The sequence below is a fragment of the Leptobacterium flavescens genome (genome assembly GCF_010671605.1).
GTDB lineage: Bacteria > Bacteroidota > Bacteroidia > Flavobacteriales > Flavobacteriaceae > Leptobacterium > Leptobacterium flavescens.
Genome location: NZ_JAABOO010000002.1, coordinates 526,390 through 549,319, shown reverse-complemented (window position 1 = coordinate 549,319; position 22,930 = coordinate 526,390). Strand labels below are relative to the sequence as shown.

The following is a 22,930-nucleotide window of genomic DNA, read 5'->3' as shown; positions in this document are numbered from 1 at the left end:
CTTGTAAAAATCTCTGAAAGTATAGGCGGTGTTTTAATTAGAAAACTTGACAGAATTAATTACATTTGCACTCGCAAAAACAAGGCCACCCGGAAACGGGTTTTTATTGAAGGCCCGGCTTTTTGAAGAAATAAAAAAGAATACAAATGAAAGCAGGTATAGTAGGCTTACCCAACGTAGGGAAATCCACATTGTTTAATTGTTTATCAAACGCCAAGGCGCAGAGTGCCAATTTCCCCTTTTGTACTATAGAACCCAATCTGGGAGTGGTAAATGTTCCGGATCCGAGACTGGAGAAGCTGGAAGAGCTGGTAACACCCGAAAGAGTGATCCCGGCAACCGTAGAGATCGTAGATATTGCCGGATTGGTAAGAGGAGCCAGTAAGGGCGAAGGTCTTGGGAACCAGTTCCTGGGAAATATCAGGGAATGCCATGCGATCATTCATGTGCTTCGTTGTTTTGACAATGACAATATTGTACACGTAGACGGGAGTATAGACCCGATCAGAGATAAAGAGACCATCGATATAGAATTACAGCTAAAAGACCTGGAAACAGTAGATAAAAGACTGGATAAGGTAAGCAGGGCTGCAAAGACCGGTGATAAGGACGCAAAAAAGGAACAGGATGTACTTTTGAGGTTCAAAGAAGCCCTGGAAGCCGGAAAATCGGCCAGAGCCGTTGAGGTAAATGAAGAAGAGGAAGAATTTGTAAAAAGTTTCCAGTTACTTACCGCAAAACCCATTTTATACGTATGTAATGTAGATGAAGCTTCGGCCAAGACAGGGAACGCATATGTAGAAAAGGTAAAGGAACTTGTAAAAGATGAAAGGGCAGAGGTAATAGTGCTGGCAGTTGCTACGGAGGCAGATATAGCAGAACTGGAAGATTATGAAGAAAGACAAATGTTCCTGGAAGATATAGGTCTGGAAGAGCCCGGAGTATCCAGACTGATCAGAACAGCCTATAAATTACTCAGTCTGCAAACCTATTTTACGGCCGGAGAGAAGGAAGTAAGAGCGTGGACAGTGAATACGGGAGCTACGGCACCTCAGGCAGCCGGAGTAATACACACCGACTTCGAAAAAGGGTTTATCAGGGCGGAAGTGATAGGATACAACGACTATGTGGAGTACGGAAGCGAGACCAAAGTAAAAGAAGCCGGAAAGATGAGGGTGGAAGGAAAAGAATATATCGTTAAGGACGGAGACGTCATGCATTTCAGATTTAACGTATAAAGAAGATAGAGAAACTTAAAAATCAGCCGAAAAGCCCATGTTCTCAACAATATGGGCTTTTTTATTGTTAATTACTTTATTTGGGCTAAGTTTTATTTTTTAAAGACAGTTGTTATATTAGCGCAGAACCTACAAAATATTCTTATTTAATGTCACAAACCTCCCAATATACTGAAGAAAATATACGTTCGTTAGACTGGAAAGAGCATATCCGGATGCGACCGGGTATGTATATCGGAAAGCTGGGGGACGGATCTTCTGCAGATGATGGTATTTATATCCTTTTAAAAGAAGTTATCGATAACTGTATCGATGAATTCGTTATGGGGGCAGGAAAGACCATCGAGATCACCATAAAGGACAAACAGGTAAGTGTACGGGATTACGGAAGGGGAATACCTCTTGGAAAAGTGGTGGATGTAGTGTCCAAAATGAATACGGGAGGAAAATACGATAGCAGGGCATTTAAAAAATCTGTGGGACTTAACGGAGTAGGTACCAAAGCGGTCAATGCTTTGTCTTCCTATTTTAAGGTGGAGTCCAACAGGGATAATAAAACCAAGGCAGCAGAGTTTGAAATGGGGAACCTCATTAATGACGAACCTGCAGAAGCATCTTCCAAAAGAAAAGGAACCAAAGTAAGCTTTGTTCCCGATGATACGATCTTTAAGAACTACAAATTCAGGAGTGAGTATGTAGAGCGGATGCTGAAGAATTACGTATACCTGAATCCGGGACTTACCATTGTTTTTAACGGAGAAAAGTTCTATTCCGAAAACGGCTTGAAGGACCTCCTGGAGGATTCTACCAACGAAAGCGATATGCTGTATCCTATCATTCACCTGAGGGGGAATGATATTGAAGTAGCCATTACGCACAGCAGGACGCAATACAGCGAAGAATACCATTCCTTCGTTAACGGGCAGAATACCACGCAGGGAGGAACTCACCTTGCGGCCTTCAGAGAAGCGATCGTAAAGACGCTGAGGGATTTTTACGGAAAGAATTACGAAGCTTCCGATATCAGGAAATCCATTATTGCAGCGGTTTCTATCAAAGTGATGGAACCTGTTTTTGAAAGTCAGACCAAAACAAAACTGGGATCTACCGATATGGGTGGCGGTTTACCGACCGTACGTACCTATGTAAACGATTTTATCGGCACCCAGCTGGATAACTTCCTTCATAAGAACGCAGAGGTAGCAGAAATACTTCAGCGTAAGATCCTGCAGGCAGAAAGAGAACGTAAGGAGCTTTCCGGAATACGTAAACTGGCTAAGGAAAGGGCTAAAAAAGCCAGCCTTCACAATAAAAAACTCAGGGACTGCAGGGTACACCTCGGCGATATGAAGAATGACAGAAGACTGGAGTCTACTCTGTTTATTACGGAGGGGGATTCGGCTTCGGGATCGATCACCAAATCCAGGGATGTAAATACCCAGGCAGTTTTTAGTTTAAGGGGAAAACCTTTAAACTCATATGGAATGTCCAAGAAGATCGTTTATGAGAATGAAGAGTTCAATCTGCTGCAGGCAGCATTGAATATCGAAGAATCTCTGGAAGATCTCAGATATAATAATATTGTAATAGCTACCGATGCCGATGTTGATGGAATGCACATCAGGTTGCTGCTCATTACTTTCTTTTTACAGTTTTTCCCCGAACTCATCAAGGAAGGACATCTGTATATTCTGCAGACGCCTTTGTTCAGGGTAAGGGACAAGAAAGAAACTATTTATTGCTACAGTGAAGAGGAGCGTAAGGCAGCTATCGATAAACTCAGGGGGAAACCCGAGATCACCCGATTTAAGGGATTAGGTGAGATATCTCCGGATGAATTCAAGCATTTTATAGGAGATGATATCAGGTTAGACCCTGTAATGCTGGATAAAGCCATGTCTATTGAAAATTTACTTAAATTCTATATGGGTAAAAATACCCCGGACAGGCAGGAGTTTATCATTAATAACCTGAGAGTGGAATTAGATCTGGCAGAAGAAAAATAATTAAGAACCAATAAAACCATACTTCCTTTCATGGAGGAGAATCTCAACCCAAATAACGAGCAGGAAAATCAGGAAGAATCAAGTCATGATACCATTACCAAGGTAACCGGTATGTATAAGGACTGGTTTCTGGATTATGCATCTTACGTGATCCTGGAAAGAGCTGTCCCGGCTATTGAAGACGGTTTTAAACCGGTGCAACGCCGTATTATGCATGCACTTAAGGAACTGGATGACGGAAGATATAATAAAGTAGCCAATGTAGTGGGGCATACCATGCAGTACCACCCTCACGGGGATGCGAGTATTGCAGATGCCATGGTACAGATAGGGCAAAAGGACCTGTTGATAGATACCCAGGGAAACTGGGGTAATATCCTTACAGGTGACGGAGCCGCAGCTTCCCGATATATCGAGGCCAGGCTTTCGAAGTTTGCGCTGGAAGTAATTTATAGCCCGAAAATAACAGAGTGGCAACTCAGTTATGACGGAAGGAAGAAAGAACCTATCAATCTTCCGGTAAAATTCCCTTTACTGCTTGCTCAGGGGGCCGAAGGTATTGCGGTAGGTCTTTCTACCAAAATAATGCCTCATAATTTTGTGGAGCTTATAGATGCCTCCATCAAACACTTAAAAGGAAAGAACTTTACTATTTACCCGGATTTCCCGACTGCGGGGATTATGGATGTTTCCAATTATAACGACGGGAACAGAGGCGGAAAGATCAGGGTAAGGGCCAAAATATCCCAGTACGATAAGAATACGCTGGTAATTACTCAGATCCCTTATGGTACCAACACTTCATCCCTTATCGATTCTATCCTTAAGGCCAATGAAAAAGGGAAAATAAAAATTAAAAGAATTGAAGATAATACGGCCGCTGAGGTAGAGATCCTGGTGCATTTACCATCGGGGATTTCTCCCGACAAGACCATAGATGCCCTTTATGCTTTTACTTCCTGTGAAAGCTCTATTTCTCCTTTAGCCTGTGTTATTGAAGATAATAAACCTCTTTTTATAGGGGTTTCGGAAATGCTGAGGCGATCTACCGACAATACGGTCGATCTCTTAAAGAGCGAGCTCGAGATCCAGCTGGATGAACTGGAAGAACAGTGGCACTTTGCTTCCCTGGAACGTATTTTTATTGAAAACAGGATATACAGGGAAATTGAAGAGGAGGAAACCTGGGAAGGTGTTCTTAAGGCTATAGATGATGGTCTTAAGCCTCATATCAAGCATTTGAAGCGGGAAGTGACCGAAGAGGATATTGTACGCCTTACGGAGATCCGTATAAAGCGTATCTCTAAATTCGATATTGATAAGGCCCAGCAGAAAATAGAAGCGCTCGAAGCCGATATCGCCCAGGTAAAGCACGATATTGAACACCTGATAGACTATGCAATAGCCTATTTTACCAAGCTCAAGAAGACATACGGAAAAGAGAGAGGACGTAAGACCGAGATCCGTGTTTTCGATGATATAGAAGCCACCAAGGTGGTGATCAGGAACACAAAACTATACGTAAACAGGGAAGAAGGATTTATCGGAACCTCGCTGAGGCGTGATGAATACGTGACCGACTGTAGTGATATTGACGATATCATCGTCTTTACCAAAGAAGGCAAGATGATGGTCACCAAAGTAGATAGTAAGATCTTTATTGGTAAGAACATCATTCACGTAGCTGTTTTCAAGAAAGGGGACAAGCGTACCATTTACAATATGATCTATAAGGATGGACGTGGAGGCGCAAGTTTTATAAAGCGTTTCTTTGTCAGCGGGATAACCAGGGATAAGGAATACGACCTTGCCCAGGGGAAGAAACTGTCTGAAGTCCTTTATTTTACTTCTAATCCAAATGGAGAGGCCGAAATTGTCACGGTTCACCTGAGGCAGGCAGGAAGTATTAAAAAATTAAAATGGGATATCGATTTTGCAGATGTCCTGATCAAGGGAAGAGGATCTAAAGGAAATATCGTTACCAAATATGCGGTAAAGAGAATAGAACTCAAGGAAAAAGGAGTTTCAACCCTTAAACCTAGAAAGATCTGGTTTGACGAAACGGTTAAAAGGCTGAATGTGGACGGAAGAGGAGAGTTGCTCGGAGAATTCAGAGGAGAAGATCGTTTATTGATCATTAATCAGAAAGGGTATCTGAAAACGATAGTTCCCGAGCTGAGCACGCATTTTGATGATGATATGATCGTTCTGGAAAAATGGAACCGCAAAAAACCGGTTTCTGCCATTTACTACGACGGAGACAAGGATCGTTATTATGTAAAACGCTTCCTGATCGAGAATGGAAACAAAGAGGAGCTCTTTATCTCCGAGAATTCCAAATCGCAACTGGAATTGGTAGCTACAGACTGGAGACCCGTTGCCGAAGTAGAGTTCGTAAAACCAAGAGGCAAGGATGCAAAACCTAACCTGACCATAGATCTCGAGGATTTTATTGCCATTAAAGGAATAAAAGCCCAGGGAAATCAGTTGACGACAGATAAGGTAAAACAGATCAATCTTCTGGATCCTTTACCTTACGAAGAGCCGGAAGAAACTCCGCCGGAAGAAATTGAAGTGATCGATGAAGAAAATGTAAAGGCAAACGGAAACGGAGAAAACAACGAGGATGACGATAAGCAAATATCAATGGAACTATAAAAAAAAGCGCCGGTCAGGCGCTTTTTTATTATTTGGTGTTTTCCAGTTTCTTTTTCATTCTCAGGTTCAGGAACTCTACCAGTAGCGAAAATGCGATGGCAAAATATAAATACCCTTTAGGTACTGCGCCTATTTCCGAATTGAATATTCTGGTATGAGAGAGGTGTGCTGCCTCCGCAATAAGCATAAACCCGATAAGGATCAGGAATGCCAGACCTAATAGTTGCACGGAAGGGTGCTTCTCTATAAATTCACGCACAGCATTAGCAAAGAGCATCATAACGATAATAGAGATCACTACCGCAACGATCATTAGTATCAGGGCGTGATTGGGATCTTTGGAGATCCCGTTGGTCATTCCCACCGCGGTAAGAATGGAATCTATAGAAAAAATAAAATCGATGATCACGATCTGTACAATGGCCCTGGAAAGAGTGGTAACCTTTATTTTGGCAGCCTGCTGTTCGTCGTGCTCCGGGAGTTCTACTTTCTCGTGAATCTCGGAGGTACTCTTATAAAGCAGGAAAAGGCCTCCGCTAAAAAGAATAATGCTCTGCCAGCTTATCCCGGCATGTAACCAGGAAGTGTCTATATAATAAAAAGGATTTTTAAGGCTTACGAGGAAAGAGATGGCAAAGAGCAGAATAATACGCTGTACCATTGCCAGCAGGAGACCGATGTTAGTAGCTTTCCTTCTCTGATGTTTGGGTAGCTTATTGGCGGTGATCGAAATAAAAACAATATTATCTATTCCTAATACAATTTCAAGAAAGGTGAGTGTTAAAAGCGCTACCCAGGCATCAACACTGGAAAAGATTTCTAACATAATCAGTTTATTTTTTTAGCGGTTCCCCGTTGTTTATTTTTCAGGTCGCCAACCACGGCATATTCAAAAGTATAGGAATCCGCTGTTGTCGACAGTATTTTTATATGAATGGCTTTTTGTTCCGAGATGGTCTTCGGGTTTAATTTCTTTACGATGAATTCGCAGTCATTGATCCATCGCACAGAAGATGTATCTATAGTATTGTTTATTTTGGCAATTTCCAAAGAATCATTCCGGCTGAATCTGTTGGTGATCTCTTTTCCGTCCAAAGTGTAACTGAATTCAAAAGTTCCGGTTCTGAACTCATCACAATTTCTTTCGGCCTGGTAACAGGAAATAAATAATAAAATAAACAAGCAGGATAGTACTGAAGATCTCATAAAACTAATTTGCCCGAAATTTACGGAAAAATCAGTTTTTGTACTCATCAAAACGCCCGTCTTTATAAAAAATAATTATTCGGGATATGGAAGTGTCTCCGGAAGGAGGTAAGCGAAATTCTTTTTTTTCGGTTTGTGTTTTTCCTTCCGCGGTATTTTCTTCGATGGGTTTTTGAATTTCCGTTTCCGGCTTTTCATTTTTTTGGGAAGGGAAGTTGCCTTCATCTTTTAACAACCAGTAAAGATCTACTTCAGAAAAAGTATCACTTAGCTTAATGATAAAATCCAGACTCGGTTTATTTCTTCCCGATAATAAATGTGAAATGGAAGAGCGTTGCACACCAATTTTTTCTGCAAAAGCAGAAGCAGAAAGCTCATAGTATTCTATGATTTTCTGAAGCTTTTCTGCAAAATCTTTACTGGTGATCATTGTAAACGGTAAATCTGAAAATGTTTGTTTACAAAATTAATCATTCCTATTGTTTACAACTATAAATTATCAATATTTAACATTATTGCTTAAACTTTTAGTGTAAATTATAGGTTATAAGTACCTGAATAATAATTTTTTAATTACATATTTTAAAATTGTGTTTCCAAAAGTAACACTCCATTGCTAAAAAGTAAGAGATTTTGTTTACAACAATACACAAATCATTCAAAACAGCTGTTTACAAAAGTGAAACTTTTCTTGTTTACTTTTGTAATCGTATTTTAAACACAGCTATGGAAACAGGATCGATTGCAGAGAACTACAACAATTTTTTTGAGGCCGGATTAAGCGGAAGATATATCCCCCTATCGAGAATAGAACCCCTCTTCGGGAAGCATAAAAAAGTGATCGCTTTGGATAAGATCGGAAGCTCGGTTGGCGGATTGGATATTCATAAATTTAAGATCGGTCATGGTAAAAAGAAGATATTAATGTGGTCTCAAATGCACGGAAATGAATCGACCACCACCAAGGCTGTTTTCGATCTTCTTAATTTTTTCGACTCAGATTCCGATCTGTCAGCATCGATCTTAAATGAATGTGAGATCCATATTATCCCCATTTTAAATCCGGATGGGGCGATGGCATATACCCGAATAAATAAAAATGAAGTGGATCTGAACCGGGATGCCCAGGATCTGTCTCAACCTGAAAGCAGGGTTTTGCGATCTGCTTTTGAGGAAATAAAACCGGATTACTGTTTTAACCTCCACGATCAGCGCACCATTTTTAATGTGGGAAAGACCGATAAACCCGCAACCGTATCTTTTTTGTCCCCGGCAGAAGATCAGGAACGAACGGTTACTTCCACGCGTAAGAAGAGTATGGAGCTTATTGCAGATATGAATAATATGCTTCAGCAAATGATCCCGGGCCAGGTGGGGAGGTATGACGATTCCTTTAATATAAACTGTGTGGGCGATACATTCCAGTCGATGGGGGTTCCTACTATCTTGTTTGAAGCCGGGCATTTTCCGGGAGATTATAAAAGAGAAAGAACAAGGGAATACATTTTTTATGCTCTGGTAGAGGCGCTGAACAGCATTTCCCACCGTAAAATTAATGGGGAAAATTCCGAAAATTACTTCGATATCCCTGAAAACGATAAATTATTTTGCGATATTATTCTTAGAGATTTCCCGGTGGTTCGAGCTGAAAAGATGGAAAAAGTAGATGTAGGTATCCTTTTTAAAGAGAAGAGATCGGGAGAGAATATTCTTTTTGAACCTTATGTTGAAAAAGTAGGAAGTTTACACTATCTTTACGCCCATAAGGAGTTTATCCGATGTGATAGACTTATTTCCCCCTTGAAAGAGAGTGATCTGGATACAAAATGGCTGGAGGATAATTTGCGAATCTTTCAAGAAAATTAACAATTTCATAACAAAAAACCCAATAAAACCTTGCGTTCCATTGGATTTTTTTTAGTTTTTTTGCATATTCTTTAACAAAAATGTAGCCATGGCGAAATTTAAACTTGACGATGTAGACCATCAGATACTTGACATGTTGATTGACAATACCCGTACCCCTTTTACAGACATTGCTAAGAAATTACTTATTTCTGCAGGTACGGTTCACGTAAGGGTGAAAAAGATGGAAGATGCCGGAATTATCAGAGGTTCTTCCCTGACTTTAGACTATGTGAAACTTGGCTACTCTTTTATTGCGTACGTGGGAGTTTTTCTTGAAAAGACACACCAGACAAAATTCGTATTGGAAAGACTTCAGGAGATCCCTTATATAACGGTAGCTCATATTACGACCGGGAAATTTAATATTTTCTGTAAGATCAGAGCGAGAGATACCAAACACGCAAAAGATATTATTTTCAGGATTGATGACATTGAAGGAGTATCCAGAACGGAAACCATGATCTCTCTTGAAGAAAGTATTAATGATAAGAAACGTTTAATGCACTCTATTTTTAACGAAATGTAGAGGGTGGTAAGAATAAAAATTTATTTAAACCCTTTCAAAGTTTTTCGTTGAAAGGGTTTTTTGATTTAATAAACAAGCTATGCCAAGAAAACCAAAAATAGACCGATTTAATGAAAATGTACTTTCCCGATACCAGATTTATAACAGTATTTTTATAACACTTCCTTTTGATGACATTGTCAATACCGGAGTTTTATTACCGCTGTTCAGTGAGATCTGTGAAAAAGGATATGAAAAAAATCAGAACCCTACCCAGATCGTAGACAGGTTCTTTTCCAAGTATGGTAACGGCGGGGATGAGGAGGCCAAAATAGATCTGCTGTTCAAGTTTATTCAATATATAGAACGCCAGGTGGTGTTGTTTGACGCTATAGAAGACGCGGCTTTTCCGGTAGTCAATAATATGGACGGAAGGGGAACCCTCCGAAGTGTAAAGGAAGAAGCAGAAGCTAAAAACAAGATCAAAGAACTCCAGCAGTATTTGGAACGTTTTAAGGTACGCCCGGTACTGACGGCCCATCCGACACAGTTTTATCCGGGATCAGTCCTTGGAATTATTACCGATCTGGCCAATGCCATTGAAGAGAGGGATCTGTCTATGATCAAGAAACTGATGGCTCAGCTGGGGAAAACCCCATTTTTCAAAAAAGAAAAACCCACTCCCTATGATGAGGCGGTCAGCCTGATATGGTATCTTGAAAATGTATTTTACCATGCGGTAAGCAAGATATTCAACTATCTGCAAAATACCGTTTTCGAAGATATAGAACTGAACAACCAGGTGGTGAACCTGGGCTTCTGGCCCGGAGGAGACAGGGATGGAAACCCTTTTGTGACCACAGATATTACCCTGCAGGTAGCCAGGAGACTGAGGTCTACCATTATTAAGAACTACTACAGGGATATCAGGAAACTCAAGAGAAGGATCACCTTCGATGAAGCTGATAAGCTTATCACTTCCATAGAGTCGAGACTGTACGATGAGATCCTTAACGATGGCGGCGGTGATATAAGTCAGCAGGAATTACTGTCAGATCTGAATAAGATCAGGGCCATCCTGGTAGAAAAGCATCAATCTCTCTTTGTAGATGAGATCAACGATATGATCAATAAAGTAAAGATATTCGGGCTTTACTTTGCCTGCCTGGATATTCGTCAGGATTCCAGGGTGCATCACAATGTACTGACCAATATTGTAGATACAACGCTGGAACTGGGATTGGATATCTTCCCTGCAGATTACAATAAACTCACAGAAGAAGAGCAGATAAAAATACTGGGGAAAGTAGGAGGTAAACTCAATCCCGAACTCTTTAAAGATGAGATCACCAGGCGTACACTCGAATCTATCTATGCCATTAAGGAGATCCAGAAACAGAACGGAGAGGCCGGGGCTAACCGTTATATTATAAGTAATAACCAAAGCATGCTGAATGTCATGGAAGCCTTTGCCATGGTAAAGCTTTGCGACTGGAAAAGCCCGACAGTAGATATTATCCCACTTTTTGAAACGGTAGATGACCTTCAGGTGGCCGGAAAGGTAATGGAAGGCCTGTATACCAATAAAGCATACGCTGCTCACTTAAAGGCAAGAGGGAATAAACAGACCATAATGCTCGGATTTTCAGACGGTACTAAAGACGGTGGATATCTGATGGCGAACTGGAGTATCTTTAAAGCCAAAGAAGTGCTTACCGAAGTATCCAGGAAGTATGACATAAAAGTAGTTTTCTTCGACGGTAGGGGAGGTCCGCCGGCAAGAGGAGGAGGAAAGACACACCAATTCTATGCTTCCCTCGGGCCAACCATTGAAGATGAAGAAATACAGATCACCGTTCAGGGACAGACCATCAGTTCTAATTTCGGAACACGGGAATCCTGTCAGTATAACCTGGAACAGATACTCAGTTCCGGAATTGCCAATGAGGTCTTTGCAGATGAAGAGAACTTGTTGAAGAAAGAAGACAGGGCTACTATGCAGCAGTTGGCAGAGATCAGCTATCAGGCCTATACCGATTTTAAGGGACATCCTAAATTCCTTCCATATCTGGAAAGGATGAGCACCCTTAAATATTATGCCAAGGCCAATATTGGTAGCCGCCCTTCCAAAAGGGGAAAATCCAGTGAACTGGTCTTTTCAGATCTCAGGGCTATCCCATTCGTGGGTAGCTGGAGTCAGTTAAAACAGAACGTTCCCGGTTTTTACGGAGTGGGAATCGCAATAGAGGAGTTTGATAAGAAAGGAGAGCTGGATAAAGTGATCTCGCTCTATAAAAATTCTGCCTTTTTCAGAACGCTGTTGGAAAACAGTATGATGAGTCTTACCAAATCTTTCTTTAAGCTCACTGCCTATATGAAAGAGGATGAGGAGTTCGGGGAATTCTGGAATATTATCCACGGAGAGTACGAACGAAGCAGGAACATGATCCTTAAGGTAACAGGCTATAAAGAACTAATGGAAGATACCAGGTCTATGAGGGCTTCCATCCAGGTAAGGGAAAAGATCGTACTGCCATTGCTTACTATCCAGCAGTATGCGCTTAGGGAAATACAGCAGTTGCAGAAGGGCGGTAAAGCGAATGCAGACTTACTGGAAGTATATGAGAAAATGGTGACCCGTTCCTTATTTGGAAATATTAATGCCAGCAGAAACTCAGCTTAAATAAAAAAAATATGAAAAGAACAGAATTAAAAGCGGATGAATATCATCCGTATTACAGCCCGTATATGGAGATCCTCGGAGATGCCGAACTAATGGAAGCTTTAAGTTCCAGTGCAACCGAGCTTGAAGAGTTGATCATTGATCTTCCCCGGGAAAAAATGAGCTACTCCTATGCGGAAGGAAAATGGACTGTTGCCGAGATCCTTTTGCATTTAATTGATGCGGAACGTGTTTTTCAGTATCGCGCCCTGCGTTTTGCGCGAAAGGACATGACAGATCTTCCGGGTTTTGAACAGGACGATTACGTGAAATACTCAAATGCAGAAAAACGAACCAAAAAGGACATTCTGGAGGAGTTTAAAGCGGTACGATCGAGTTCCTTAAATCTATTCGGATCTTTTAGCGAGGATACCCTCCTTCAGAAGGGAACGGCCAACCAAAGCTATATGTCGGTCAGAGCACTGGGATTTGTACTTAGCGGGCATGTTCGCCATCATATGAAAATAATAAGAGAACGTTATCTCGATTAATAAAAAAGGAAGCTAAACAGCTTCCTTTTTTATTCTTCCTTGTCTTTTTCCGGCATCTGAATTTCTTCGCCTGCCGGCTTAAAATCATCTTCGTCATCAAAGAAACTCTCCATAGAGCTGGCGAGTTTAGTACTGACCTTTACCAGGTAAATAGTATCACTTGTCTTTACTTCTACGGCTTCAATAGTCTCATTACTTGCATTTTTAAAAGTAATGATATCGTTGTCTCCGTAACCGTCCGGATACTTGTCAACCAGCATGGTCAGTATTTCTTTGGTTAGTTTTTTGTAATCAACAATAATGCGTTTCATAGTTGCGAGTTGTGCGTTGTTCGGTTAGTTAAATGTATATCAAAAATTTTAAATTCCGATATTTTTTATTCAACAAAAATGTGCTTGTTTATTATAAAAAAACGACAAGAAACGCACAGAAACACGAAAGATATAACTACGCTAAATAAGGATGTAACAATATGTTTTAAAAATATATTTAAGTAGAATAATACTCAAAAGCCTTCAGGATATTTTCATTAGGAACTTTACAGTCGATCCTCGTTTTGGCAATATCCTCCAGAAGCACGAAGTTAATATTGCCATGGGAGTTTTTCTTATCGAATTTCAACAGCTCAATGATCTCCTGAATATCCTGCTCATTAAATTCAACCTTCTCAAAATACGAAAGCATACTTTCCTTAACAGCATCTACTTTTGCTTCCGGAAAATCTGCCAGTTTCGAAGAAATATAGACTTCCAGGATCATCCCGATGGCAATAGCCTCTCCGTGAAGGATAGCTTCCCTTGTTTCACTTTGAAGAAGATATGATTCTATGGCATGCCCCAGGGTATGGCCGAAGTTAAGGATCTTTCTCAGACCCTTTTCAGTCGGATCGGATATAACCACTTCATTCTTTATACCTATGGATTCGTGGATAAGAGCATCCAGATCGTTCAGGTTGAGTTTGGACAGGTCCTGTAATGAATCCCAATGCGATTCCGAATAGATGAGTCCATGTTTCAACATCTCCGCCAACCCGCTTCGCATCTGGTTAGGAGGAAGGGTAGCCAGGTAGGCTGTATCTATCAGTACCATTTCCGGAAGTCGGATGACCCCGACCTGGTTTTTTAACGGCCCGAGATCTACTCCCGTCTTTCCGCCAACGGATGCATCGACCATAGAAAGGAGGGAAGTGGGAATATTGATAAAACTGATCCCCCTCATAAAAGTAGAGGCTACAAATCCGCCCAGATCGGTCACTACACCACCTCCGAGGTTGATAAGTAAACTCTTCCTGTCGGCTCCGAGTTCCGAAAGGGTTTCCCAGACTCCGGCACAGGTGTGTATATTCTTGTGTTCCTCTCCGGCTTCAATTTCAATGATCTCAAAAGTCCTGTCGGTTCCTATAGCATTAAAAAAGGCGGAAAGGCAATGTTCATGGGTGTTCTGATCGACCAGGAGAAAGAGTTTGGAATACTTTTTTTCATCCAGGTGAGCGTTTAATTGTTGATAGGCCGTCTCGTTAAAATGAACCGGACATCCCGCAGAATCTATTGTTGAGAGCATCGTCTGATATTACTTAAAAATGAAAGAACAAAATAAAGGGATTTTCATGAAAAAATATCATTTCAATAACTATATTTACACACATTTTTGAATACTTCAATGGAGAAAATTTTTGAGAACACCGAAATCGCTTTTGCGCTTAAATCGAATTCGGATTTAAAAAAAGCACATTTTTTATTCAGTATGATGGCAAAGCCTGCCATGGTAAGACTTGGAACTTCCCTGACTAATTTTTCACTTAAGATAGGACTCCCTGTTAAAGGACTTATTAAGAATACCATTTTTAAGCAGTTCTGTGGTGGAGTTACCGAAGATGATTGCCTTCCGATCATTAATCAGTTAAGTGAAAAAGGTGTTATGTCCTTATTGGATTATTCTGTGGAAGGAAAAGAAGATGAGGAAGATTTTGATAATGCCATGCGCAAGAAGATCGCTTTGATCGATTTTGCCGATAGCCATAACGGAATTCCCTTTGCTTCGCTTAAGCCGACAGCTCTGGGACGTTTTGCCCTTTGGCAGAAAGTTTCCGAAGGCAAGGAATTGTCATCCGCAGAAACAGCAGAGTGGAAACGTATAGAGAACAGGTTTGATGCGATCTGTAAAAATGCTCATGACAAAAATATACCTGTATTGATAGATGCCGAAGAGAGCTGGATGCAGGATGCAGCCGATAGGCTGACCGAAGAAATGATGCTCAGGTATAATAAAGAGAATACCATTGTATACAATACTATCCAGTGCTATCGTTGGGACAGGCTGGAATATACAAAGCACCTTCAGACCCTTGGAAAAGAAAAGGGGATCAAAGTAGGAGCCAAGATCGTTCGTGGTGCCTATATGGAAAAGGAAAATGAAAGAGCGGAAGAAATGGGATATAGATCGCCTATTTGCGAGAGCAAGGAAGCTACGGATGTAAATTTCGACAAGGTGCTGTCCTATATCCTGGACCATCTGGATACTTTCTCCCTTTTTGTGGGCTCACATAACGAAAGCAGTACTTACCTGGCCATGGAGCTGATGAAAGAAAGGCAAATCGTTCAGGATCACGAAAAAATATGGTTCGGGCAATTATACGGAATGAGCGATCAGATCAGCTATAACCTGGCATTCAATAAATACAATACGGTAAAACTTATTCCTTTCGGACCCGTAAAGGAGGTGATCCCTTACCTGATCAGAAGGGCGGAAGAGAATACTTCTGTTGCCGGACAAACCGGAAGAGAACTTACACTTATCAAAGCGGAGTTAAGAAGAAGAAAATTGTAGCCATTAGCCATTAGCGGTTAGCTATTAGTCTTGTCCCCTTGAGGATTTCGTTCTCCCCTGGAGGGGAGAAAACAAGAGGGGTGTATTTTAATACTGGATACAAAGATTGAATAGTAATAGTGTCACCTTGAGCGCAGTCGAGAGGTGGATGGAGGCACGCGGGCGCTCGATACAGGCTCGTCGAGAGGTGGAATTCCATTGCTGGTTGTTACACCTTCGCTTGGGCTTCGGTGTATGTTGATGGTTGTTGGTTTTTAGTTGTTAGCAATTGGTGATTAGCATTGTCCCCTTGAGGATTTCGTTCTCCCCTGGAGGGGAGAAAACAAGAGGGGTACACGAACCACCCCGCCTACCTAGGGGCAGGCACCCCTCCTTTGAAAGGAGGGGAATTTTGTATATCTCCTGCTTAAAAAAATTCCTTCCCTTATTTAAGGGAAGGTGGCTTTAACGCAGTTAAAGACGGAAGGGTTAAATCTGCAGGAAAAAGTATCGAGAACAGTCATAAAGGGTAAACACAAAATTTGATTCTCGATACAATCCCCTTGGGATCACTCGAATTGACAAATTTTGTTTTCACTTACTTGCAACTTAGAATTTGGAATTTCGATCTTAGCTAAAGACACATTCAAAACTCAGCACTTAACATTCACCACTTCCTGCTTCCTTATTTCATGCAAATACAAAACACATTCTTGTTTGTAAATAACTGATAATCAATTTTTTGATTCCGTTTCATGAAAAAAAAACTTCGTTCGTGAAAAAAAAATAAATCGATCACTTAAGACTGTAATTTAACCTTATAAACAAATCCCTTTTACAGTTTTAACTATGGGGCGAAGAAATTTTTTAAAGAAACTCACATTGGTAGGTACCACAGTAACCATGGGGGCTTTGGGTGCTCTGTTCGGACCTATGCCGGTTTCAGGAAGTACGGGAAGAAAGGGTAAAAAGAGAAAGAAACTAAGGCTTATCCATATTACCGATACCCGTGTTTTTGAAGGAAGGAACTGCCCGGAACATATGGAGTTGTTTATAGAAAAGCTCCTGGCACTGGAACCTAAGCCTGATTTTATGATCCATACCGGAGATGTGATCTACGATGCCCTGGCATCTGAAAGATCAGAAGTTCAAAAGCAATGGGGCATTTGGAGCCAGCTTGCCGAAAAGATCCCTTTCCCCATAAAATATGCGATCGGAGATCACGATGTTTTCGGTAACAGAACTGATAAGGGCTGCTTTGGAAAGCAATGGGCTATAGATGAACTTCAGATCCCCGGCCGTTATTATGATTTTCGGAAAAACGACTGGCACTTTATCATTTTAGACAGTGTTCAGAAAGTCAGGGGAGAGCTATATGATGCCGAGATAGACGGTGAGCAAAAGAGATGGCTGAAGTCAAAACTCTCCGAGATCCCGGAAACAAGGCCGGTAATGATCATTTCCCATATTCCTATCCTGTCCGCTTCTGTCTTTGACTGGGCAAAATCAGAAAACTCATTTTGGTTACTTCCTGCCTGCCTGATGCATAACGATTCTCTGGAGATCCAGCATATACTCACTCAAAAAAAGAATGTGAAGCTCTGTTTAAGCGGACACCTTCATCTGCTGGATATGGTAAGCTATGATGGGATTGACTATCTGGGTGGCGGAGCCGTTAGCGGGAGATGGTGGGATTCGGAAAGCTGGAAGAAGACACATTGTGGTTTTTCCGTGATCGACCTCTTTTCGGATGGCTCCTATAAACGTACCTATCACACTTATAAATGGACCTGATACATCCTGATAACAATGTTTAACCCCTATTAAAACAACGGAAATGTATTCCATCAGATCAAAAGAACAAACAAAGGAAATCACCACTGAAATTGAAGCGGTAAAAGCCTTAAAACAGGGTAATAAATACGCATTTAAACATCTGTTCGAACGTTACTACCAGCGTCTTGTGGCTTATATTATGAGTTATAACAATAATCAGGCTCAGGCAGAAGATATCGTACAACAGGCTTATATCCGTCTTTGGGAAAACAGGAACAGGCTGGATGAGGGTCGGTCACCAAAACATTATCTGTATGCCATTGCTTACAACAACTATATAGACAGTGTAAAAAAAGATAAAAGAAAACAAAAACTACTGAACGAATTGTGGGAACGAGCGTTGCAGGACAGGGTGGAGGAGGATACGGAATCTATGGAAAAGCGGATGCTTAAATTACGCTCGGTCATAGACGCATTGCCCCCGAGATGCCGGGAGGTGATCCGCCTGAATAAAATAAGCGGCGCCGGTTATAAGGAAATCGCAGAACGATTGAGTATTTCGGTCAAAACGGTAGAATATCATATGTGCACTGCCTATAAAAGGATCAGGGAAGCCTTTGAAAAAGACAAGCTATTCCTGCTGATCCTGATCGGGAACTCAAAATAAGTATCATTACCGCCCCGAAAAAAAATCGGATTTAACCCGGGGTTTTTCAAACATTTACAGTATTGGGTATGATAGGTTAATTCATGAAGGGGTTCCTTACCCTTCTGATAAAACCAGTACAGCGGAGAACTTGTAGAACTTCCTTGTCTAAAGTTCATTGATCCGCAGTTTGAGTAGTTTGTTTAGTTTTTGAAAAAGCTCCGGACCGTTTCGGGGCTTTTCTCTTTTTTATTCCTGAAATCGCAGGCATCAAAAAAATCAAAAACAACCTAGGGTTTTTTCCACTCCGGGAGTATTGGGAGTATAAAATTCATAATAAGATATAATGGAAAACCTTAATCCCGGGCTATTTGCGGAAGCTCTTAACACAGAAGAATACGATGTATTCCATAGATGGTTGAGCGATCCGAAAAACCGATCCACGCTTGAGGCCTATATACGTATTCAACACGATCTGAACCTGGCCGTGATAGACTGCGATTGGGAAATGGCCTGTAATAAGGTAATGAAACATATTCATAACGAAAAGAGGCCTGTGAGGGGAATGGTCACAGGTTGGAAAAGGTATGCGGTAGCATCCATAGTGTTCCTGACCATTAGTCTTATTCATCAGCAGGACCATCATACCCCTCAGGGTATTGATGGTGCTCTGATACCCGAATACACCCCTATTACATTAATACTGGAAAACGGACAAAAGGAAGCGATCGATACCGGAGCTGTTAAAAAGATCCGGGATTCCCGGGGACGGCTTATCGGGATCCAGAACGGCTTGCAAATCACCTATAACCGGGCGACTGCTTTTGAAGAAATAGAATACCATACCCTCCAGGTTCCCTATGGAAACCAATTCCGCTTACAATTATCAGATGGAACAAAGGTGTATCTCAATGCGGGAACCTCCCTGAGATACCCGGTAAAATTCCCCGAAGACGGGGATAGGAAAGTGTTTCTGGAAGGAGAAGCCTATTTCGATGTTGCTGCGAATGATCCTTATCCTTTTATGGTTAACGCGGAGCTGTTAAATATAGAAGTGACCGGAACCGAATTCAATGTTTCCGCTTATCCGGAAGATAAGACTACGGAAGTGGTTTTGGTTGAAGGGACTGTAGAACTCTCCGCTGATAGCAGCTCTCCGGAAGCTGAAACTTCACCTACCGCTTTGTCTGCCGGATATAAAGGCTCCCTGAGTAAAAACAACGGGATCATAAAGCGTGAAAAAGTAAATACTTCTGCCTATGTGGCCTGGATGAATGGAGAGCTGGTATTTCGAAACCTGGCATTCAGTGATATCCTTAAAAAGCTGGAAAGGCATTATAACATCAGGATCATTAACCAAAATACAGCACTGGGCAAAGAGCTGTTCAATGCCAGCTTCGGGAAAGAACCTATAGAAGATCTCCTGGAATATTTTAACGAAGCTCATGCGATAGACTATCGCATAGAAGACAACCAGATCATTATTCAATGATGTTTGGTCCGGTGAAATGAATCCTGTTTTGAATTTTAAAAAGATGATAAAGAATTGATTAACCAAGATAAACAATATAAAATATGAGAAAACTACCTAAGTGGGATCGGGATCTTTTTCCTTTTCCGCGATTTGATCTGAAAACAGGACTTGTATTCCTTTTTATGGGCATTGCCATCTTTGGCGCCCGCGCCGATAGTTATTCGCAACATACAAAGATCACTTTAAACCTGACGGGCGCTACAATTGCAGAGGTCATCGATCATATAGAATCTAAAACCGAATTCAGGTTTGTCTATAAGATGACAGAAGTAGATACAGATCGCAAAGTCTCTGTTAAAGTTGTTCGTGAGAAGATGATCAGGGTGCTGGACCTGCTGTTTGCAGGAACCGATACCGAATACAGGATCTTAAACCGGCAGGTTATTCTAAAAAAAGCACGGACTACCAATAATATCCCGAAAAATACAGCATCCGCAGATCAGGAAACCATTCTTATTGATGGAAAAGTGACTGATGAGAACGGAATTCCCCTGACCGGTGCCAGTATTGTGGAAAAAGGAACCTCCAACGGGGTGATCACAGATTTTGAAGGAAGTTATGTAATTAATGTTGCTTCCAAAGATGCCGTTCTGGTATTTAGTTATTTGGGATATATCAGTCAGGAAATACAGGTGGGGGACAGGACCACTATTAATGTTTCCCTGAAAACCGCTGTAGAAAAGCTGGACCATGTAGTGGTAACCGCTTTGGGTATTAAAAGGGCCGAAAAAGCCCTGACCTATTCCGCTCAAAGCGTTGGCGGGGAGGAACTCAGCAGGATAAAAGATCCCAGTCCGATCAATAGCCTGTCGGGAAAAGTGGCGGGCCTGAACATTAACAGAAGTTCCTCCGGAGCCGGAGGATCGGTAAAAGTGGTATTGCGTGGAAATTCTTCAACCAGGAATAATCAGCCCTTATACGTCATAGATGGTATTCCGATCCTGAACGTCAACGTCGGACAACCCAATGACCCTTTCGGAAGCCTTATTGGGGGTGCACGTGATACAGGTGATGCGATCTCTCTTCTCAATCCGGATGATATTGAAAGCATCAACGTATTGAAGGGAGCTTCGGCTTCTGCATTGTACGGAAGCCAGGGAGCCAACGGGGTAATAATAATCAATACCAGAAGAGGAAAAGAAGGAGAGGCAAAAGTGATCATCTCTTCCAATATTACCACAGAAAACGTATTCAATCTGCCCGATTTTCAAACCGAATACGAAGCTACCGCCAGTACGGCACAAACCACATGGGGAGGAAGAGCTACTGTTGAAGATCATGTAAAGGGCTTTTTTCAGACGGGACTGACCGCTATTAATTCGGTTTCCCTCTCATCGGGAAATAAAAAGGCACAAACCTACCTGTCCTATTCAAACACCTCTACCAAAGGAACATTACCAACCAACAATCTTAACAGGCATAATTTAAATGTAAGAGAAACTGCCGGTTTTTTTGATGACCGGCTTAGTTTGGATGCCAGCATCACGGTATCCAAACAGACGATAAACAACAGACCGATAGCCGGTTTTTGGTTTAGTCCGCTTACCGGATTATATCTTATGCCACGCGGAAAAAACGATTTTGATGAATTGCGGGAGAACTTTGAGGTCTTTGATCCGACCCGGAATTTATTTGTTGAGAACTGGCCCATTGATGAGGATATTGAACAAAACCCGTACTGGGTTCTGCACAGACAACCGAGTATTGACAGGAATCAGCGGTTCGTGGGGGCGCTGGCACTTACGGGAAAAATAAATGACTGGTTATCCCTCCAGTCGAGAATAAGTTATGACCGGCTTTATAGCTCTTTTGAAAAGAGGATCCATGCCGGAAGACAAACTACCCTGGGCCATGTAAACGGGCGTTATATAGAAGAGCATTTAGGAAATACCCAGGTTTATGGGGATGTAATAGCCAGCATAGATACAGATATAAACGAAGACCTGGATTTTACAGTAAATATAGGTAGCAGTATTACCAAAAGTACGATCGGAGAACTGACCTATTTTGATTCTCAGGCTACAGGGGGTGGGCTTAAGCTTGCCAACTGGTTTACACTGGCCAATTTCAATTCAACCATAGGTATCGGAAAGGATGTGGGGCAACGTAAGGAGTTACAGTCCTTATTCGGGAGTATACAGGCGGGTTATAAAGGAATGCTGTATGCTGATATTACCGCCAGAAACGACTGGTCTTCAACTTTGGATCGCTCTTATTTTTACCCTTCTTTTGGTCTGAGTGCTATCCTGAGTGAGCTATTGGATATGCCGGAGGATATCAGTTTTTCCAAGATCAGGATCTCTTATGGAGAGGTGGGGAACGATGTTCCTTCTTTCCTGACCAATCCCATCAATTTATACAGAAGAGGAGGAGGGAGTATCACTCCTCTGATCGGAACTCTGGAAGATACTACCCTGAGGCCCGAAAAACAAAGGTCCTTTGAGATCGGGACCGAATGGAAATTCTTCGAAGCCAAACTGGGTCTGGCACTTACCTATTACAGGACCAATACCATAGATCAGTTTTTTCAGATCCCGGCGCCGTCATCCAATCCGCAGGGATACGATTTTTTTGCGGTTAATGCGGGGAATATAGAAAATAAGGGAATAGAGCTTTCCCTGGAGGCAACTTTAATGAGTTCGGAAGGTTTTAACTGGAATACCCTTTTTAACTATGCCTCCAATCAAAGCAAGGTACAACTGGCCGATGTGTTGGGAGGGAAGTCTTTCTTAACACCGCCGACAGGGATCGTAAATTATAACTATGCCCTGGTAGACGGCGAAGCTTTCGGCTCCATAGAAGGAATAAAGCTTACCCGGAACGAAGATGGTAAACCGATCATAGAAAGGGACGATAACGGGAACATTATCGGCCTGACCAAAGATGGTGAAATGACTACGGTTGGAAATGCCAATCCCGATTGGATCCTCGGCTGGAACAATGCCTTTAGCTACGGGAATTTTACGCTTAACTTTTTGATTGATGCAAGATTTGGCGGAGACGTAATGAGCCTTACCCAGGCCATGCTCGACGATTTCGGGGTTTCTCAACAAACTGCAGATGCCCGGAATGCGGGCGGGGTAACACTGGATGCCGTAGAGCAGGACGGAACGCCTTTTACAGGGACTATCCCTGCCGAAATCTACTATAGAAGTGTTGCCGGAAGATCCGGTGCCACAGGCGAATATGTATATGATGCCACCAATATCAACTTTAGGGAACTCAGACTGGGATACAGATTTGACCTCTCACAGGAAAACTTCTTTAAATCCCTGGACCTTTCCCTGATTGGGAGGAACCTGTTCTTTATCTATAAAAAAGCTCCTTTCGATCCGAATGTTTCCTTTAGTACTGCTGAAGGATCGCAGGGGGTGGAATCATTCTCATCCCCAATAACCAGAAGTATAGGAATGAACATTAGAATAACGCTGTAAA

Annotated in this window: 17 protein-coding genes; 12 read left to right on the top strand and 5 right to left on the bottom strand. The window is 41.8% G+C overall.

Going from position 1 to position 22,930, the window contains the following annotated elements; genetic code table 11:
• Window positions 1–146 precede the first annotated feature (146 nt).
• The 3 genes from ychF to GWK08_RS10095 all read left to right on the top strand — a co-directional run bounded on the left by ychF (window position 147) and on the right by GWK08_RS10095 (window position 5,902).
• Window positions 147–1,238, top strand: a complete 1,092-nt coding sequence (gene ychF, locus GWK08_RS10105) for a redox-regulated ATPase YchF (protein ID WP_163606945.1) — start codon at window positions 147–149, stop codon at window positions 1,236–1,238.
• A gap of 149 nt (window positions 1,239–1,387) precedes the next feature.
• On the top strand, window positions 1,388–3,244 hold the full coding sequence (locus tag GWK08_RS10100) for a DNA topoisomerase IV subunit B (RefSeq protein WP_163606943.1): 1,857 nt from the start codon (window positions 1,388–1,390) through the stop codon (window positions 3,242–3,244).
• A 30-nt stretch (window positions 3,245–3,274) separates the two neighbouring features.
• Entirely contained in the window at window positions 3,275–5,902 is a 2,628-nt protein-coding gene (locus tag GWK08_RS10095; protein WP_163606941.1) for a DNA gyrase/topoisomerase IV subunit A, read from the top strand.
• A 28-nt stretch (window positions 5,903–5,930) separates the two neighbouring features.
• Here GWK08_RS10095 and GWK08_RS10090 read toward each other — a convergent pair whose 3' ends face one another.
• From GWK08_RS10090 to GWK08_RS10080, 3 genes are read right to left on the bottom strand one after another with little or no spacing between them, the layout of a single operon-like run.
• Window positions 5,931–6,728: a TerC family protein gene (locus tag GWK08_RS10090; RefSeq protein WP_163606939.1), complete on the bottom strand. Its 798-nt coding sequence runs from the start codon at window positions 6,726–6,728 to the stop codon at window positions 5,931–5,933.
• A 2-nt stretch (window positions 6,729–6,730) separates the two neighbouring features.
• Window positions 6,731–7,156: a hypothetical protein gene (locus GWK08_RS10085; RefSeq protein WP_317168148.1), complete on the bottom strand. Its 426-nt coding sequence runs from the start codon at window positions 7,154–7,156 to the stop codon at window positions 6,731–6,733.
• On the bottom strand, window positions 7,140–7,538 hold the full coding sequence (locus GWK08_RS10080; protein ID WP_163606937.1) for a helix-turn-helix domain-containing protein: 399 nt from the start codon (window positions 7,536–7,538) through the stop codon (window positions 7,140–7,142). Before GWK08_RS10080 ends, GWK08_RS10085 begins: the two co-directional genes overlap by 17 nt.
• 296 nt (window positions 7,539–7,834) lie before the next feature.
• Here GWK08_RS10080 and GWK08_RS10075 point away from each other — a divergent pair, with 296 nt between their 5' ends.
• From GWK08_RS10075 to GWK08_RS10060, 4 genes are all read left to right on the top strand, one after another.
• Window positions 7,835–8,974 (top strand): M14 family metallopeptidase, encoded by a 1,140-nt coding sequence (locus GWK08_RS10075; protein ID WP_163606935.1) that lies wholly within the window; start codon window positions 7,835–7,837, stop codon window positions 8,972–8,974.
• A gap of 88 nt (window positions 8,975–9,062) precedes the next feature.
• Window positions 9,063–9,542 (top strand): Lrp/AsnC family transcriptional regulator, encoded by a 480-nt coding sequence (locus tag GWK08_RS10070; RefSeq protein ID WP_163606933.1) that lies wholly within the window; start codon window positions 9,063–9,065, stop codon window positions 9,540–9,542.
• Between the two features lie 79 nt (window positions 9,543–9,621).
• Window positions 9,622–12,204, top strand: coding sequence for a phosphoenolpyruvate carboxylase (locus GWK08_RS10065; protein ID WP_163606932.1), 2,583 nt, complete (start codon window positions 9,622–9,624; stop codon window positions 12,202–12,204).
• An 11-nt stretch (window positions 12,205–12,215) separates the two neighbouring features.
• Entirely contained in the window at window positions 12,216–12,734 is a 519-nt protein-coding gene (locus GWK08_RS10060) for a DinB family protein (RefSeq protein ID WP_163606930.1), read from the top strand.
• Between the two features lie 29 nt (window positions 12,735–12,763).
• Here GWK08_RS10060 and GWK08_RS10055 read toward each other — a convergent pair whose 3' ends face one another.
• Window positions 12,764–13,045, bottom strand: coding sequence for a hypothetical protein (locus tag GWK08_RS10055; protein ID WP_163606928.1), 282 nt, complete (start codon window positions 13,043–13,045; stop codon window positions 12,764–12,766).
• A 178-nt stretch (window positions 13,046–13,223) separates the two neighbouring features.
• The gene (gene aroB, locus GWK08_RS10050) at window positions 13,224–14,294 is read right to left on the bottom strand and encodes a 3-dehydroquinate synthase (RefSeq protein ID WP_163606926.1); all 1,071 of its coding nucleotides are present in this window, start codon (window positions 14,292–14,294) and stop codon (window positions 13,224–13,226) included.
• Between the two features lie 99 nt (window positions 14,295–14,393).
• Here aroB and GWK08_RS10045 point away from each other — a divergent pair, with 99 nt between their 5' ends.
• The 5 genes from GWK08_RS10045 to GWK08_RS10025 all read left to right on the top strand — a co-directional run bounded on the left by GWK08_RS10045 (window position 14,394) and on the right by GWK08_RS10025 (window position 22,929).
• Window positions 14,394–15,560, top strand: a complete 1,167-nt coding sequence (locus tag GWK08_RS10045; protein WP_163606925.1) for a proline dehydrogenase family protein — start codon at window positions 14,394–14,396, stop codon at window positions 15,558–15,560.
• Window positions 15,561–16,388: 828 nt separating this feature from the next.
• Window positions 16,389–17,333 carry a metallophosphoesterase family protein gene (locus tag GWK08_RS10040; RefSeq protein WP_163606923.1) on the top strand — a complete coding sequence of 315 codons (945 nt, stop codon included), beginning with the start codon at window positions 16,389–16,391 and terminating at the stop codon, window positions 17,331–17,333.
• A 43-nt stretch (window positions 17,334–17,376) separates the two neighbouring features.
• On the top strand, window positions 17,377–17,982 hold the full coding sequence (locus tag GWK08_RS10035; RefSeq protein ID WP_163606921.1) for an RNA polymerase sigma factor: 606 nt from the start codon (window positions 17,377–17,379) through the stop codon (window positions 17,980–17,982).
• Window positions 17,983–18,307: 325 nt separating this feature from the next.
• Entirely contained in the window at window positions 18,308–19,453 is a 1,146-nt protein-coding gene (locus tag GWK08_RS10030) for a FecR family protein (protein WP_163606919.1), read from the top strand.
• Window positions 19,454–19,536: 83 nt separating this feature from the next.
• Window positions 19,537–22,929, top strand: coding sequence for a SusC/RagA family TonB-linked outer membrane protein (locus GWK08_RS10025; protein ID WP_163606917.1), 3,393 nt, complete (start codon window positions 19,537–19,539; stop codon window positions 22,927–22,929).
• Window position 22,930 lies beyond the last annotated feature (1 nt).